Below are 16,304 nucleotides of genomic sequence, written 5' to 3'. Positions count from 1 at the left end.
TCCGGTCAGCCCCTGTGCCGTATCGCCCGCCGATCACGGACGATCTTCCGCTGCCATTCTGCGGGGCGGGTCCCGGGCTCGGGCAGCAGGGGTGCGGAGGCCGCCCGGAACGGCCTTCAGCCCGGTTTTTGCCGGGTGCCCGCTGTGGCAGCCTGCCGGAACCGGTTCGACAATTGAGACACCCCGCACGGGCCGTGCCGCCCGGCTGTCCCGCCGGAAGACGTCCGGAGCAGGAATGACCGATTACGACCGGCAACCGAGCACATCCGTCCCGCCCCGCCTGCTGATCGAGAAGACACACAACGGCGAGACCGCGACGGCGCAGCGGCTTGCCATGAATCGGACGGGCAGTTTCGAGTGGGACATGGATGCCCACTCGCTCGACATCGACGAAGCGGGCCTGCTGGTCTTCGGGCTGGACCCACTGGCCTTCGACTCACGGCCCGAGTCCCTGGTGGAACGGCTCGAATCTTCGGAGCGGACCAGACTCAATGTGGCGATCGACGAGGCGATCAAGGGTGGGCGCAGCTCGTACAGCGTGCACTTCCGGGTACCGATCGACGACGGCAGGGACCAGTGGGCCCATGTCCAGGCGCGGATACTGCGCAGCGATGACGGCCAGGCTCACCGGGTCGTCGGGGTGGTACGGGACGCGACGGCGGAGGTCACGCATTCGGCCTTCGTGCTGGACCTGGAAAAACGGCGGCAGCGCCAGACCAGCATTGTTGAACGCACGACGAGCGCGTTGTCACATGCGGTGACCGTGGATGATGTGACCGCCGCGCTCACCGGACCGGGCGGGCTGGACCGGCTCGGCGCGGACGGCCTCGCACTCGGTCTGGTCGAGAACACCACACTGAACGTCATCGCCCTGAGCGGCGACCCACTGGAGGCGATCGACGAGCTCGGATCCACGGGTCTGGACCGGAGGTACCCCCTGGCCGACACCATTCTCAGCGGCCGCCCCCGGTTCCTGACCTCGGTTCCGGCACTCATCCACCGCTATCCCGTGCTGACTCCCTACGCGGGGCGGCTGGAATTCCGCGCGGCCGCCTATCTGCCGCTCGTCGCCCAGGCGCGTTCCCTCGGTACCCTGGCGCTCTTCTACCACGAAAACACGGCTTTCAACGCTGATGAGCGCAATCTGTGTCTGGGGCTGGCTGCCATCGTGGCCCAGTCCCTGCAGCGGGCGAAGCTCTTCGACGAGGAGCGCGAATTCGCCACCGGCCTCCAGTCGACCATGCTGCCGCGGCGGGTCCAGGAGATCGAGGGTGGCGAGATAGCTGTGCGCTATCACGCGGCCTGGAGCGGACGCCAGGTCGGCGGTGACTGGTACGACGTGATCGCGCTGCCGATGAACCGCTTCGGCATCGTCGTGGGTGACGTGCAGGGCCATGACACGCATGCCGCCGCCATCATGGGTCAGTTGCGTATCGCGCTGCGCGCGTACGCCGGCGAGGGACACCATCCGTCGACGGTGCTGGCCCGGGCCTCGCGCTTCCTCGCCGAGCTGGACACGGAACGCTTCGCGACGTGTACGTACGCCCAGGTCGATCTCGCCTCGGGGACCGTGCGTGTGGTGCGCGCCGGACACTTCGGACCGCTGATCCGGCACACGGACGGCCGGGTCAGCAGCCCGCAGGTGCGGGGCGGTCTGCCCCTGGGCATTTCGACCGACTTCGAGGACGAGGAGTTTCCGGAAACCCGTCTCGACCTGGTTCCGGGCGAAACCCTTGTCCTGTACACCGATGGACTCGTGGAAGAGCCGGGGGTAGATGTCGATACGGGCGTGCAGGCTCTGATCAACGAGGTCAGCGCGGGGCCTGCGGGCGCCCAGGCGCTGGCCGATCATCTGTCGGACCGGCTGTGGGAGCGTTGGGGTTCGGGGGACGATGTCGCCCTGCTGGTGCTGCGGCGCAGCCCGGACCCTGGGTCGCCTCGGGCTCCGCGGTTGCACCAGTACATCCACCAGGCGGACCCGGAGGGGCTGTCCGACGCCCGCACCATCGTGCGCCAGGCCCTGACCGACTGGGACATGGCCGAATTCGCCGACGACGCCGAGCTGGTGACCGGGGAATTGCTCGTGAATGTACTTCTGCACACGGAAGGTGGCGCGGTACTCACTCTGGAGGTGCTGCCGGAGCCTGTCCGGCGGGTCCGGCTGTCGGTTCAGGACCGTTCAAGCGTGTGGCCGAGACGTCGCAGCCCTGGCGAGACCGCGACATCGGGTCGAGGCCTGCTGCTCCTGGATGCCGTCGCCGCCCGTTGGGGCATCGAGCCTCGCGGCGAAGGGAAGGCCGTCTGGTGCGAGATCGGTCCGTCGGCGCCGCCCACCTCCACTCCCCCGCTGCCGCCCGCGGAGCAGGAGCAGGAGCAGGTGTGACGAAAGCGCAGAGGGGTGTGTCGTCCCGCGCGCGGGACGACACACCCCTCGCCCGGCGGTCCTGATGCGGTCCTGCACCAGGACCACCGGTCTACGTCACTGCTGTGCGGTACGACGCTTGCGCACGGACCACATGATGCCGCCACCGGCCAGCAGGACGGCCACAGCCGCTCCACCGATGATCGGAGTGGCGGACGAGGAACCCGTCTCGGCCAGGTCCAGCGAGCTGGGGCTCGGAGAGGCCGCGGCAGGGGCGGACTCCGAAGCTGCCTCGCTGGGCGTGGCTCTCCCGACGGGTGCCTCCGGGGAGGGCGCCTGCGTCGGCGTGGCCTCGGGCGGCGCGGGCGACGGGGTGGTGCCCTCGCACACCGGTGCCAGCTTGGCCTCGTCGCGCGAGAAGTTGTCGCCGTCGCCGGCCTTGACGACGAGGTGAACCGTCAGTTCCTTGTCGTGCTTGGGCAGCTCGAGCTTCTTGTGGAGCTCCCTGCCGAAAGTCTCGGTGGGCAGGAGGTCCTTGCCGTCGACGGTCACGGTCACCTGGTTGGTGACGTTGCCGTTGTAGGCAGTCAGGTCAAGGCTCACCTCGGTGCAGGTCACGGCCCAGGTGGGAGTATGGGCTGCGGCCGGGCCGGCGGAGAGGACCGTGCCGGTCCGGGCCGACCACCGTTGCGGCCGCGAGTGTCCCCGCCGCACGCAACGATCTCCTGGGCGTGGTCATGAATTCTTCCTCCGCAAGATTTCAGCGCCCGAATGGCGGTGGGGCGCACAGTACTGCCCCCGATAACTACGCGCGCACCCGCCCCACGTAGCCTGCGAAGTCACAACTGACACCACATCACCACCACTCGGGACATGACGGCCAAGGAGGCTGTCAGCTATCACAGAGGGCGGAACATGATGTGCAGTCCGACGAATCCCTGTTTCGGATGGTTGAACCCTTCGGGCAGGGTTCCCAGGATTTCGAAGCCGAGCGAGCGGTAGAGCCGGACAGCGTAGATGTTCGTCTCCACCACGGCGTTGAACTGCATGGCGCGGAACCCCGATGAGCGAGCCCATTCCAGCGTGTACGCGCACAGGGCCCGGCCCACACCCTGTCCGGAACGCTTGGGGTCGACCATGTAACTGGCGCTGGCGATGTGCGCGCCGTTGCCCATGTGGTTGTTGTTCATCTTTGCTGTGCCGAGGATGGCCCCGTCGTCGTCGACTGCGACGACCGTGCGGTTCGGTGACTCGAGGAGCCACCAGGAGCGGGCGTCGTCCTCGCCGAGATCAAGCGGGTAGGTGAAGGTCTCGCCAGCGGCGACGATTTCGTGAAAGAACGGCCAGATGGCGGGCCAGTCCTCGGCAGTGGCTTCCCTGATCAGCATGCAGGCCAGGATGCCGGTGCCGTTCTCCCTGCGCGAGTTGTTTACCGGCAAGGACGCCGGGATGCCCGCCTACGCAGACCGATCCGGGCAAGCAGCCCAAGTGCGGCTTCTGGAGCCGTTGTCGGCGCAGGTGCAGGATCGGACGCCGGACCACGCACCGGATCGGAATCGCGTACAGGAACGAAGGTTGGTGCGGGCTCGGACGCCGGGTCGGGGCTGAAGACCTGGACGGGTTCGGAGACAGAGACGGGCTCGGGCTCAGGCTCCTGCCCCCTCTCGAGCCCGAGCCCGAGCTCGTTCCCGGGGCCGGGGCGCCACTCGTCGCCCGGACGCGGAGCCGACCTGGCCTCCCGGGCGTTGTCCAGCTCCGTGATCAGGCCGACCCGCCGCCACAGCATCTCGTCCGGTTCGTCGGCCTGCACCAGGCGCCCCAAGGCCTCCCTCGCAGAGGGCGACCCCTTTGGCCCGAAGACCGGTTCGGGCCGGATCCTGGCGAGGTAGGCGCGCTCGTACGGATCGTCGACCACCTCTGCCAACTGCACCGGGTCCAGCGTGCCCGCGAGCACGGCCGCGCGGGCCCAGGGGTCCTCCGTGAGGCTCAGCAGCCGTTCGATGTGGCGCGAGCGCCAGTTGCGCGCACGGAAGTCGGCGCCTCCCTCCAACCGGCTACGCACCCAGGCCGGGCTGTTCCCCACCAGGAGCTGAGGCTCCCTGGCGGCGAACTCCGCAAGCTCCTGGGCGAGATAGAGCCAGACCACCGCCCGGTACCGGTTGAGATAGAACGTGATCGGCGTGAGGCATCCCGCACGGGCCAGCTTGGTGAAGCGGTCCGGACTGATCCCGAGCACTTGGGCGCCTTCCGCCGTCCCGACGGTGCGCACCCTCTCCCGCAGCACCTCCGGGAACCCGTCCTGCGACCGCAGCCGGTCGACCTCCTCCCTGCGGACCCTCGGCCTTCCGCCGCCCTGCTGCACCAGCACGCGGACCAGACCCACATGTACGGCGATGGCGAACTCGCCACGCTTCAGCTGAAGTTCCTGGGCTGCTGTGCCCACAGCCATCGTGCTTGCGGTATCCGCACACACAGAAACAGCTTCGGTAACAGTCATGATGCTCTCCCCCGCGAGACTCACTTACTCTCTGTGAGCACCGTAACCCGGGAGGTCATCGCTTGCCCGGCCTGTGGATAACTCCCACGGCCGGGTCAGGTCCGCTTATTTCCTTCGCTTTCCGCCTGCCGCGCGGCAACACCGAGATGCTCTCCGACTCTGTTCACGAGCAGCGTCATCTCGTACGCGACCTGACCGACGTCGGCCTCGGCCGCACTCAGCACGCACAGACAGCTGCCGTCCCCTGCGGCCGTCACAAAGAGCAGTGCCTCGTCGAATTCCACCATGGTCTGCCGGGCCTTCCCTGCGCGGAAGTGGCGTCCCGATCCGCGGGCGAGGCTCTGCAGCCCGGACGAGACCGCTGCGAGATGCTCCGCGTCCTCACGCGCCAGGCCTGTGCTCGCTCCGGTCACCAGCCCGTCGTTCGACAGCACCAACGCGTGCCGTATGTGCTCGACCCTGCTCGTGAGATCGTCAAGGAGCCAGTCGAGTTCCCTGTCCAGCGCCATTTCCCCGCTCCTCCCCGCTCATGCGTTCCCCGTGCCCCACGTTTCGCGTAAGCCTCGCGCACTGGTCACGTACGGGCAAGCACTCCTCGGTCATGTGGCTGGGTCCTGGCGCCTTGACGCGCAACAGATGTGCGCCGGGAGGGTCAGCTCACCGAGTCGAGGAGCCGGGCGGTGTGCATCCGGCCGGCGTATTCGACCATACGGATCAGGACTTCCTTGCCGGAGTCCCGGTCGCGCGCATCACACAGCACGACGGGCGTGCCGAGGTCGAGATCCAGGGCACGGGACACTTCGCGCTCGCCGTAGGCGCGGGCGCCCGCGAAGCAGTTGACCGCTACGACGAAGGGGATGCCGCGGTGCTCGAAGTAGTCGACGGACGGGAAACAGTCCTCCAGGCGCCGGGTGTCGGCGAGGACGACGGCCCCGAGCGCCCCTTGGGAGAGCTCGTCCCACAGGAACCAGAAACGGTCCTGTCCCGGTGTGCCGAACAGATAGAGCGATAGACCGGACCGGATGGTGATGCGTCCAAAATCCATGGCGACCGTCGTCGTGGTCTTCTGATCGACCCCCTCGGTGTCGTCGACCGACTGTCCGGCCTCGCTGAGGAGTTCCTCCGTCCGCAGCGGCCGGATCTCACTGACTGCGCCGACCAGCGTCGTCTTCCCGACCCCGAAGCCTCCTGCGACCAATATCTTCAGCGCGAGGGCGTCGTTCTCCGCGGCCTCCCCGGCCGTCTCCCCGTGGGTGGTGTCATCGTGCTCGGAAGGCATCGATCACTTCTCTCACCAGTGAGTCCCAAGACGCTGAATACGCAGGTCAGAGCTGTCTTGAAGGGCTCAGATTCCGTGGACCGTCAGCATGAGTACGGCGACAGCATGGCAAACGAGAACCTGCCCCGTGGGACGGGATCGCTTTTTTAGCGATGTGACCGTTCCCGCACGCTGACTGCCCGGATGAGTCCACAAACCGATACCTCTGGCCGAGTGCACCTGCCGTTCCCGGTCGTGAGCGCACGGGCCGCTCACAAACGCACGGGCACGCGGACGGCGGCAGTCCGACGCCTACACTGGATGTTTCGGGTGCGAGGAATGGCCCACGCGGACAGGGAGAGCAAGAGTGTCGACAGCTGCCGACGGCGGTTTCGAGGATCCGCCCGCGGAGGTACTGGTGGAGGCGGCTGCCGCCTTCGGCCTGCTGGCGACGCCTGCGCGCCTGCACATCGTGTGGGCCCTCTCACAGGGCGAGAGCGATGTGACCGGCCTCGCGGACCGGGTGGGCGGCACCCTTCCTTCGGTGAGCCAGCATCTGACGAAGCTGAAACTGGCCGGTCTCGTACGGTCACGCCGCGAAGGCCGCCGACAGGTGTACCTGGTCGACGACCCCGACGTCGTGACGGTCGTCCGGCTGATGGTCGGCCAGCTCGCCGAACGCGCCGGAAACGCGCCCGCGCACCCCGTACGCCTCCGTGAACTCGGTGCCTGAGCGCAGTGCCGCCGCAGCTCCCGGCAGCACCGATCCCGACCAGTCGTCCGCCGTGATCGTGCCGATAGCAGGCGCGGCTGTCGGCCGGAGCGCCGCCCCTGGCGTCGCGCCGACCGCTCCGCCGGTTGCCGCACCGACCTCCTTGCAGGTTCTCCGCTCGCTGGACAGCGGGCCGCGCGGGCTGCTGGAGGCGCAGGCGGAGGAACGGCTGGCACGGTTCGGCGAGAACACCCTGCCGGCCTGGCGTCCGGTCTCCTGGCCCCGCCGCTTCCTACGCAGCCTGCGGGATCCGTTCACCTCGGTGCTCCTGTGTCTGGGTCTGGTCTCGGCAGCGGTGGCCTCATGGGGAACGGCTGCCGTGACGCTGGCGCTCGTCGTCGTCAGCTGTCTGTTGCGCTCCACGGAGGAGCATCGGGCCGACCGTTCGACGGCCGCGCTGCGGGAGCTGGTGGCGACCACCGCGACCGTGCTGCGCCGCACCGGCCCGGACGCCGCGCCACAGGCGCGCGAGATGCCGGTCGGGGAGCTGGTGCCGGGCGATGTGATCAGGCTCGGTCCGGGAGATCTCGTGCCTGCCGATGTGCGGCTCCTGCGCGCGAGCGGCCTGACCGTGCATCAGTCGGCCCTCACGGGCGAGTCGGTGCCGGTCGCCAAACAGGCCGTCGATGCTCCGGACGGGCACCGCACCGCCGACGCCGGGTCGGGTGGCGAGGCCGGGCTGTTCGCGCGGCCCGAGCTGTGTTTCCAGGGAAGCAGCGTGGCTTCGGGCAGTGGTACGGCGGTGGTGACGGCCACGGGTGCGGGCACCCGGTTCGCCGCCGCGTACGACAGTTCGGCGCGCCGCCGGGGCACGAGCGCCTTCGACCGTTCGGTGCAGGGGATTTCCTGGACGCTGATCCGGTTCATGCTGCTCACCCCGCCCCTGGTGCTGATGGCCAACGCGGCACTGCGTGGCCGCGGTCTGGAGACGCTGCCGTTCGCCGTCGCGGTGGCGGTCGGGCTGACTCCGGAGATGCTGCCGGTGATCGTCACGACGGTGCTGGCCAGGGGCGCCTCGCTGCTCGCCCGGCACCACGGAGTGATCGTCAAACGGCTGCCCGCTCTGCACGATCTCGGTGCGATCGACGTGCTGTGTCTGGACAAGACCGGAACCCTCACCCAGGACCGGCCGGTCGTCGAACGGTCGCTGAACGGGACAGGCCGGCCCGATCCCGAGGTGCTGCACTGGGCCGCGGTGAACGCACTCTGGACGCTGCAGCTCGCTGAACTGCCCGCCCCCGACGCTCTGGACGAGGCGATTCTGGACGCGACCGAGGAGCAGGAAGGGGCGCTGTCCGCGTACGAGGGGGTAGCCGCGTTGCCGTTCGATCCGGTGCGGCGCCTCGCCACCGCGGTTGTCCGCGGCCCCGGCAGGCTCGGCACCCACATCCTCGTCACGAAGGGGGCAGTGGAGGCAGTACTCGACCGGTGCGCCCTGGGCAATGCCGAACGGGACCGGCTGAGGGCGCTGGCCACGCGCGAGGCCGCGGACGGTCTGCGGCTGCTCGCGGTGGCACGGAGCGAACGGCCCGCCCGGCTCGGTACGTACACGACGGCCGACGAACGGGGGCTGGCCTTCCTCGGGTTCGTCGCTCTGCGGGACGCGCTCACGCCGAGCGCCGCACAAGCGCTGGACGTGCTTGAACACCGCGGTGTCGCCGTGAAAGTGCTCACCGGCGACGATCCGGGGACCGTCGCCCGCGCCTGCCGGGATCTGGGCCTCGATCCGGGCGAGGTCGTTTCCGCGGAACGGATCGACGCGCTGTCGGACGGGGAGCTCGCGGAGGCCGCGGACCGGGCCACCGTCTTCGCCCGCTGCACGCCCGAGCACAAGGCCCGGATCGTCTCCGTGCTGCGTACCGTGGGGCACACCACCGGATTCCTCGGCGACGGCGTCAACGATCTGCCCGCGATGCACGCGGCCGATGTCGGCATCTGCCCAAGGAACGCGGTCGACGTGGCGCGGGAGACCGCCGATGTGGTGCTCGCCGAGAAGGACCTCGCGGCCATCGATCATGCGATCACGGCTGGCCGGCACTGCAGCGGGAACATCGCCACGTATCTGCGCATCACTCTCTCGTCGAACCTCGGCAACGTCATCGCGATGCTTGCCGCAGGGCTGATGCTGCCGTTCCTTCCGATGCTTCCGGCACAGGTCCTGGTGCAGAACCTGTGCTTCGACGCGGCACAGCTCGCCTTCGTGTTCGACCGGCCCGCGCCTGCGGTGCTGCGGCGGCCCACGGTGCTGCGTCCGCGCGATTTCCTCCGCTTCATCACGGGCTTCGGTCTGCTGAACGCCACTGCGGACCTCGCGACGTTCGCAGTGCTGGCCTTCGCATTGCACGGTTCGGCGACATCGGGCGGGCAGGAGGCGTTCCACTCCGGCTGGTTCACCGAGAATCTGCTCACCCAGGCTCTGGTGATGCTGCTGCTCCGGACGGGCCGCCGCACTGCCGAGAGCCGCAGTGGCGGCCCGCTGCGGGCGGCAGCGTCCGGTCTTGCGGTGGTCGGCCTGCTGCTGCCGATCACTCCGCTCGGTCCGCTGCTGGGCATGAGTGCGCTGCCACCGCTCTATTTCCTTTTGCTCGCAACAGTGCTGGCCCTGTATACATGCGGGCTGTGGGCGGCCCGTACCTGCTACGAACGGAAGTGGAGATTCTCATGACCCCCTCGTGCATCGACCACCTGGAGTCCGGCACGAGTACGGGCGTCGGTGGCAGGCAGGCGGTGCATGCTCGACGCGCCACGCTCGACGATGTGCCCGCGTTGGTACGGCTGCGGGGGCTGATGCTGGCCGACATGGGGATGGAGACGGGCGGTGCCGACGCCCCGTGGCGGGAGGCCTCCGCGCAGTGGTTCACCGAGCGGCGTCGGCCCGACACGTTCGCCGCGTTCCTGGTCGACGACCCTGATCTCGGCACCGTCTCCAGCGCCGTCGGGACATGCGATGCGCATGCCCCCAGCCCGGCGAATCCGGGCGGACTGCACGGGCACATCTCCAATGTCAGCACCGATCCCCGCCGTCGCCGCCGTGGACATGCCCGTGTCTGACTCGACGCCCTCCTCGACTGGTTCCGCGAGGAGGCCCACGTCACGGTGGTCAATCTGAACGCCACAGGGGACGGCGCCACTCTGTACGAGTCCTACGGCTTCGTGGCTCCCCGTCACCCGGCACTACAGCTCCGAACGGTCCCGGCACCGCTCTGAGCGCTGTCTCCCCACCGCCGCGGAAGGGTCAGCCGTACGAGAGGTCCGCGCACGGGTCGTCGTCGGCCGACCGCGCCCCGGCGGCGACGGTGGGCGGCACGGCGGAGGGTGCCGGGGTCCCGGGTGCGAACGATGGGTTCTGGGCGTAGGAACTGCCGAGGATCACCTGGATTCCGGCGGTGTCGGACGCGGTCGTCCGGGCTCCGGCGAAGAGCCGTGCGGTGGTCTCTGCCTCGTTCCGCAGGCCCGGTCCGTACTCGATGACGGTCGAGGCGTAGTCCTGGCTGTTCGCATTGGCCGTGGTGGTGACGGTGAAGCCTCGGGCGCGCAGAAGTTCGGTGGCCCGGGCCGCGAGTCCCCTGACCGTGGTGCCGTTGTAGACGGCGATGCTGATGCCCGTGCCGGAGACCCGGGCGGCGGCCGTGGGCGAAGCCGGGGCGCTCACCGCCCCTCTGCCCTCGGCCGGTCCCTTGCCGCTGGCGTCCTGGCCGTCTACCGTACGGTCGGCCTTCAGCGCTGCCCAGAGCGCGTCGGCGTCCGGTTCGACTATCGCGACGCGCGAGCCCTCGTAACGCCAGGGGACAGTGACGAACTTGGTGTTGTGCAGGTCGATGTTCTTCATCGACATGGCGAACGACAGAAGCCGGTCGGCCGACCCGAGCCCGGGGTCGACGGTCATCGCGTCGGTGGCCGCGTCGGCGAGGGGCAGCAATGTGGTGGGGTTCATTCCCCGGGACTTGACCTTCTTGATGAGGGAGGCCACAAATGCCTGCTGACGTTTGATCCGCCCTATGTCCGAGCCGTCACCGATGCCGTGCCGGAGCCGGACGTAGTCGAGTGCCCGCTGACCGGAGACTGTCTGCGGACCCTTCACGAAGATCCGGGCGCCCCGTGTGGGCCGCTTCGGGCTGAGGTCTCGCTGGTAGATGTCCTGAGGCAGACATACCGGAACGCCCCCGACGGCCGATGTCAGTGCGGAGAATCCGGCGAAATCGATGACGAGGGTGTGGTCGACGCGCAGACCGGTGAGCTGCTCGACCGTGTTCTGGGTGCAGGCCGGGTTTCCCTCGGCCGTCTCCCCCACCGAGAACGCACCGTTGAACATCACGTCGTGCTGCGGCGCGGTCCACTCGCCGCCCGGCATCTTGCAGGCCGGGATGTCGACCAGGGCGTCACGGGGAATGGACACGGCGACCGCGTGTTTGCGGTCGGCGTACACATGGAGAAGGAACGCGGTGTCGGAACGCCCCACCGTACCCGTGCCGCCGCCCAGCTTGCTGTTGTCGCCCGCGCGCGAGTCCGATCCGATGACCAGGACGTTCTGCCCGTTCGACGAGCCGGGCGGCCGGTCGCCCGAGATCCCGTCCGCGCTGAAGGTGTCGATGCTGCCGTTCAGTTCGAGGTAGGCCCACCCGACGCCCGCGACAAGCAGCACGAGGAACGACAACCCGAACATGGCTGTTCGCCGCAGCCTGCTGCCCCTTCGCCTGCCCGCTGCTGAATTGTGACTTCCTGTCATAGGCCACCCCGTCCGTCCGACTTCCATGGTGGAGGACGCGCTCCGCCGCCCCATAGTTGTACAGTTGCGCAATGTAGCAAGTATCGCTGTTCGAGTGGATCACCGGACCTGCCACAGCCAGCCTGAAGCACTGTCCGCGGCCTCGAGCGGAAACACCGGCCAAGACACCGAAAGGAAGGGCGGGACATACATGTTGCGCAACGGCCTCGAACCCTGGCACCTGTTGATCGTGGCGATTGTGGTCATCGCACTGTTCGGCTCGAAAAAGCTGCCGGACACGGCCCGCGCCCTGGGCAAATCCATGCGGATCCTGAAGAGTGAGGCGAAGGCCATGAAGGAGACCGATGTGAGTCCCGGTACCGATCCACGCACATGAGGCATCGGCTCACCTGCGCACGGCGCCCCTCCCAGCCGGTCACTTCAGGGATTGCGCAAGCGAGGGAACCACGGGAGAGGCACCGTCGTTGACCGCTACGACGGCCGAAAAAGCGCTGATCACCGAATCGTTGGACCACTGGATCAATGGAGGAAGTTCATGGGTGTGACCCTGGCCAAGGGCGGCAACGTCTCCTTGTCGAAGGAGGCGCCCGGCCTGACCGCAGTGACGGTCGGCCTGGGCTGGGACGTTCGGACGACGACGGGGGCGGATCACGACCTGGACGCGAGCGCGCTGCTGTGCTCGGATGCCGGCAAGGTCCTCTCCGACCTGTACTTCGTCTTCTACAACAACCTGACGAGCCCGGACGGTTCGGTCCAGCACACCGGCGACAATCTGACCGGTGAGGGCGAGGGCGACGACGAGTCCATCAATGTTGACCTGGCGGCTGTGCCGGCGGATGTCGCGAAGATAGTCTTTCCGGTCTCCATCCATGACGCGCAGAGCCGCGGTCAGAGCTTCGGCCAGGTCCGTAACGCGTTCATCCGCGTGGTGAACCGGGCGAACGGCGTCGAGCTGGCCCGTTACGACCTCAGCGAGGACGCCTCGACCGAGACCGCCATGGTATTCGGCGAGCTGTACCGGCACGGCGCGGAGTGGAAGTTCCGTGCGGTCGGCCAAGGTTACGCCTCGGGCCTGGCCGGTATCGCATCCGACTACGGGGTCAATGTCTGACCCCGAGACACCATACGGTCGACAAGCGCGGCCCCTCTCCCCTCCCTCCCCCGGGGCGGGGAGAGAGCCCCGCCTGCTCCGCGTACGGCCCGACCGCGACACCGAAATGCCCCTACAGAGCCCGCAAACCGTTGATCACCTCACGAAGAATGTGTTCGTCCGGCAGCTGTGCGGGCGGTACGGGGCGGCTCACGCGTACGTAGCCGGCTTCGAGCAGATCACCGAGGAGTACGCGTACGACTCCGACCGGAAGGTCGGCATCGGCGGAGAGCTCCGCGACGGACTGGGTCTCCGACCGGCAGAGGGTGAGCAGGGCTCGGTGCTCGGGACCGAGCAGGGATTCCTCGGAGCCGTCCGGTGCGTTGTCGTCGAAGGTGACGAGTGCGATCAGATCGAACTGCACGCCGGTGGGGCCCGGTTCGGTCCGGCCGCCCGTCACGGCGTAGGGGCGGACCAGCGGGCCGGCATCGGCGTCGTACCACTGGCTGCCCGGATGTGTGTGCGGGCCCGGGGGCCGTGGAATGCCTCCCGGGCCCTCCTCGGTCATGGACACGGCCGTCTCCGTCCTCTCAGCCGACAGCCGACGGAGGTGCGGCGAACCGCGGCGGGGTACGCAAATGCTCACCCACCCGTTTGACGAGCCGGGCCATCTCGTAGGCGACCAGTCCGATGTCGGCGAAGGCCGTGCTGAGTACGGCGAGGCACGATCCATCGCCCGCTGCCGCGACGAACAGAAAGCCCTCGTCCATCTCGACCATGGTCTGGCGTACGTTCCCCGCCCGGAAATGGCGCCCCGCGCCCTTGGCCAGGCTGTGGAATCCGGAGGCCACGGCGGCCAGATGCTCGGCGTCCTCGCGGCTGAGGGCGCTGGAGGCGCCCACTGCGAGGCCGTCGCCGGAAAGCACGACGGCGTGGCGGACCTCGCCGACCCGCGCCACCAGATCGTCCAGCAGCCAGTCGAGTTCGCCCGAGGTGTGACGTACCCCGGTCCTCTCGTTCGCGATCATGCATGGTCTCCTTCGCTGCGTGCACGGGGGTAGGTGGTGCCCGGGCGGGGCAATGATGTGCCGGGGGCTGTGCCGCCGCCGCGCACCCAGCCGTTGCGGTAGGCGGTCATGCGGTCCCGGGCCTGCTCGGGGGTGCGCTCCGGGGGGCGGCCCTTGTCGTTCGGGTTGCCGTGTGGCTCGTCGGGACGGGGCTCCTCGCGCAATTGCGGAACGAGACTGGCCTGCCGCACACGGCGCGGCAGCGTGCCGTCGTCGGGCTGCTCTTCGGAGGGGACCTCGGCCTTGTGCTCGTCCGTTCCGCCCGGACGCCCGCGCAGCGAGGTGACCGCGGCAGCGGGCTGGGTGCGGGACTCGAGCGCGGGTACCGGTACCGACGCCGGGAAGGCGGTGGTCCGCGGTCGCACCGCACGGGGGCCGGGCCCGGGTCCGAAGGTCGGACGGTCCGGGTCGTCCTGGCGCTCGACCGAGGGCTTCTCCGGCACGGCCGGCGCCTCGGCCGCCGGGAGTGCGTTCTGCAGCAGTGCCGTTGGCAGCAGAACCACCGCGGTCGTCCCGCCGTACGCGGAGGTGCGCAGCTGAACCTTGATGTGGTGGCGTACGGAGAGCCGGCTGACGACGAAGAGGCCGAGCCGGTCGCTGTCGAAGAGGTCGAGTGCCTCCGCCTGTTCGATGCGCTGGTTTGCCTCGCCGAGGAGTTCGTTGCCCATGCCCAGGCCGCGGTCCTCGATCTCCAGGGCGTAGCCGTTGCCCACGGGCTCGCCGCTGATGCGCACCTTGGTGTGGGGCGGTGAGAACTGTGCAGCGTTCTCGATGAGCTCGGCCAGCAGGTGAGTGAGGTCGGCGACGGCTGTGCCCTTCACCGCGGCATCGGGCAGTTGCCGTACCTCCACGCGGGCGTAGTCCTCGATCTCGGAGACGGCGGCGCGTACGACGTTGGTCAGCGGTACGGGCATCCGCCAGGCCCGCCCCGGCGCCGCCCCGGACAGGATGATCAGGCTCTCGGCGTGCCGTCGCATCCGGGTGGTGAGGTGGTCGAGCCGGAAGAGATCGCTCAGCTCGTCGGGGTCGTCGGCGCGGCGTTCCATGCTGTCGAGGAGGTTGAGCTGACGGTGGACCAGCACCTGACTGCGCCGGGCGAGGTTGACGAAGACTCCGGAGATGCCGTCGGCGAGTTCGGCCCGTTCGACGGCGGCGCTGAGGGCTGCCCGGTGCACTGTGCCGAGTGCCTCGCCGACCTGGCCGATCTCGTCGTGGGTGGCCGGGCCCTGCGGGGCCTCGGCCCCGATGTCGAGTTCCTCGCCCGCACGTAGCCGTTGCATGGCGCGGGGCAGTTTGCGTCGGGCGATCTCCAGGGCGCTGTTGCGGAGACTGACGAGTTCGACGACGAGTCCGCGGCCGATGCGCACGGAGATCACCAGTGAGGCAGCGACGGCGACGCAGCCGAAGAGGACTGCGGCTCCGGACGGGCTGAACAGCCCTCGGGCAAGAGGATTCGCCCGGCCGGCGGCGCGTTGGCCGACGGTGGTGTCGATGGTGCGCAGCTCGCTCCGTACGCGGTCCGCTGCCCGTTCCCAGTCGGCGGCGGACACTGCCTGCGCGGCATCGCGACCGGCGGGCGCGGCAAGCACCTTGTCCTCGGAGGCCTGGATCCGGCGGTAGGCGTCCGCGGCGGTGAACCTCTGCCAGGCGGCCCGCTCGGTGGCGGGCAGATCCGCGCCCGCGGTCTCCGTGAAGTTCCTTCGGGAATCCACCGCACCGGTGAACAGGCGCAGTTGGCCGCCGTTCAGCGTTCCGGTGCGAGCGGCCGTGGCCAGCAGGGCGTCCTCGCGGGCCAGCATCTCGTCGGCGCGGGAGAGTTCGAGCAGGACGCGGGCGTCCGAGCCGAGTGCGTCGTCCTGGATTCCGGTAAGGGCGCCGCAGACGCCGAAGGCCGCCGAGACGGTCGCGGTGTACTGGTCGTACACGGCGTTCTCGTCGCCCTCATCGCTCCTGTCGGCGCGCACTCGGTGGGTGAGGTCCAGGAACCGGTCGAGCCGGTCGGCGACAGTGGGCGGGAGGTTGCCGGTGTCGGCGATGGTGTGGCCGCTGTCGAGGCGCAGGGCGGCGAGTGCGCTGTCGGTGCGCTTGGTCTGGCGCTCCAGTGCGGCTGCCTGGGCGCTGCTGGGGGCCGAGGACTGAAGCATGGCCGCCCGGCGCTCGCTCTGGAGTGCCGCGACAGCGGTGGACATGGGAGCCCGGACCTCGTCGTCGACCTGCTGCAACTGGCGCAGCCGTGCCACGTCCTGGGCAGTGGTGACCGTGGCGAAACCCCAGAGGGCGAGCAGCGAGACGACCGGCACCATCAGCAGCGAGATGATCTTCGCGCGTACGGTCCTGGGCCGCAGCGTCCACCGTCCGCGCGGCACGGATGTGTCAGGTGTCAGCAGCGGCCTCACGTCGTGCTCGGCGCTCTCGTCGGCCGGCGGGCCCGCGTGCGCGCGGCGTCCGCGCGCCGGTGGGGCGGTGGGCCGGGCGGTCGCGGTCGCACCGGTTTCCGGGGTCGTGCGGGGTGGGCGCATGGCCTCCTCGTTC

General features: G+C 69.2%; 14 protein-coding genes and 1 pseudogene. 6 read left to right on the top strand and 9 right to left on the bottom strand.

The genetic code is table 11. From position 1 onward, the window contains the following. Positions 1–235 precede the first annotated feature (235 nt). Positions 236–2,383 (top strand): SpoIIE family protein phosphatase, encoded by a 2,148-nt coding sequence (locus NRF20_RS44625; protein WP_413754401.1) that lies wholly within the window; start codon positions 236–238, stop codon positions 2,381–2,383. Positions 2,384–2,479: 96 nt separating this feature from the next. Here NRF20_RS44625 and NRF20_RS44620 read toward each other — a convergent pair. The 5 genes and pseudogenes from NRF20_RS44620 to NRF20_RS44600 form a co-directional block, all read right to left on the bottom strand. After that, positions 2,480–3,101, bottom strand: a pseudogene (locus tag NRF20_RS44620) (LAETG motif-containing sortase-dependent surface protein). Positions 3,102–3,261: 160 nt separating this feature from the next. After that, entirely contained in the window at positions 3,262–3,750 is a 489-nt protein-coding gene (locus NRF20_RS44615; RefSeq protein ID WP_398633210.1) for a GNAT family N-acetyltransferase, read from the bottom strand. Between the two features lie 41 nt (positions 3,751–3,791). Continuing rightward, on the bottom strand, positions 3,792–4,811 hold the full coding sequence (locus tag NRF20_RS44610; protein WP_413754400.1) for a DUF6397 family protein: 1,020 nt from the start codon (positions 4,809–4,811) through the stop codon (positions 3,792–3,794). A gap of 143 nt (positions 4,812–4,954) precedes the next feature. Beyond that, on the bottom strand, positions 4,955–5,368 hold the full coding sequence (locus tag NRF20_RS44605; RefSeq protein ID WP_114248578.1) for a roadblock/LC7 domain-containing protein: 414 nt from the start codon (positions 5,366–5,368) through the stop codon (positions 4,955–4,957). A gap of 143 nt (positions 5,369–5,511) precedes the next feature. Then, positions 5,512–6,138: a GTP-binding protein gene (locus NRF20_RS44600; RefSeq protein WP_398633208.1), complete on the bottom strand. Its 627-nt coding sequence runs from the start codon at positions 6,136–6,138 to the stop codon at positions 5,512–5,514. 346 nt (positions 6,139–6,484) lie between these two features. On the opposite strand from NRF20_RS44600, the gene NRF20_RS44595 reads away from it, so the two are divergent. From NRF20_RS44595 to NRF20_RS44585, 3 genes are read left to right on the top strand one after another with little or no spacing between them, the layout of a single operon-like run. Beyond that, the gene (locus tag NRF20_RS44595; RefSeq protein WP_398633207.1) at positions 6,485–6,850 is read left to right on the top strand and encodes an ArsR/SmtB family transcription factor; all 366 of its coding nucleotides are present in this window, start codon (positions 6,485–6,487) and stop codon (positions 6,848–6,850) included. Beyond that, the gene (gene mgtA / locus NRF20_RS44590) at positions 6,834–9,554 is read left to right on the top strand and encodes a magnesium-translocating P-type ATPase (RefSeq protein WP_398633206.1); all 2,721 of its coding nucleotides are present in this window, start codon (positions 6,834–6,836) and stop codon (positions 9,552–9,554) included. Before NRF20_RS44595 ends, mgtA begins: the two co-directional genes overlap by 17 nt. Further along, positions 9,551–9,940, top strand: coding sequence for a hypothetical protein (locus NRF20_RS44585; RefSeq protein WP_413754399.1), 390 nt, complete (start codon positions 9,551–9,553; stop codon positions 9,938–9,940). The genes mgtA and NRF20_RS44585 overlap by 4 nt, the downstream gene beginning before the upstream one ends. 184 nt (positions 9,941–10,124) lie before the next feature. Here the strand turns inward: NRF20_RS44585 and NRF20_RS44580 are convergent, their stop codons facing one another. Next, complete coding sequence (locus NRF20_RS44580) at positions 10,125–11,552, bottom strand: LCP family protein (protein ID WP_398633204.1); 1,428 nt, start codon at positions 11,550–11,552, stop codon at positions 10,125–10,127. 253 nt (positions 11,553–11,805) lie between these two features. Between NRF20_RS44580 and tatA the strand changes: the two genes are divergently transcribed. Together tatA and NRF20_RS44570 are read left to right on the top strand one after the other, a co-directional pair. Next, a complete protein-coding gene (gene tatA / locus NRF20_RS44575) occupies positions 11,806–11,991 on the top strand; it encodes a Sec-independent protein translocase subunit TatA (protein WP_398633203.1) in 186 nt (61 codons plus the stop codon). 159 nt (positions 11,992–12,150) lie between these two features. Further along, positions 12,151–12,726 carry a TerD family protein gene (locus NRF20_RS44570; protein WP_398633202.1) on the top strand — a complete coding sequence of 192 codons (576 nt, stop codon included), beginning with the start codon at positions 12,151–12,153 and terminating at the stop codon, positions 12,724–12,726. A gap of 112 nt (positions 12,727–12,838) precedes the next feature. On the opposite strand, the gene NRF20_RS44565 is transcribed toward NRF20_RS44570, so the two are convergent. Genes NRF20_RS44565 through NRF20_RS44555 form a run of 3 tightly spaced genes read right to left on the bottom strand, consistent with a single transcriptional unit; the run spans position 12,839 to position 16,291 of the window. Further along, the gene (locus tag NRF20_RS44565; protein ID WP_398633254.1) at positions 12,839–13,273 is read right to left on the bottom strand and encodes a DUF742 domain-containing protein; all 435 of its coding nucleotides are present in this window, start codon (positions 13,271–13,273) and stop codon (positions 12,839–12,841) included. 22 nt (positions 13,274–13,295) lie between these two features. After that, positions 13,296–13,733: a roadblock/LC7 domain-containing protein gene (locus NRF20_RS44560; RefSeq protein WP_398633201.1), complete on the bottom strand. Its 438-nt coding sequence runs from the start codon at positions 13,731–13,733 to the stop codon at positions 13,296–13,298. Next, entirely contained in the window at positions 13,730–16,291 is a 2,562-nt protein-coding gene (locus NRF20_RS44555) for a nitrate- and nitrite sensing domain-containing protein (RefSeq protein ID WP_413754398.1), read from the bottom strand. Before NRF20_RS44555 ends, NRF20_RS44560 begins: the two co-directional genes overlap by 4 nt. Positions 16,292–16,304: the final 13 nt, after the last annotated feature.

It is taken from the genome of Streptomyces sp. R-74717 (genome assembly GCF_047305335.1).
GTDB lineage: Bacteria > Actinomycetota > Actinomycetes > Streptomycetales > Streptomycetaceae > Streptomyces > Streptomyces atratus.
Note: the sequence above shows the minus strand (reverse complement) of the source record. Positions and strands in the feature narration are given on the sequence as shown.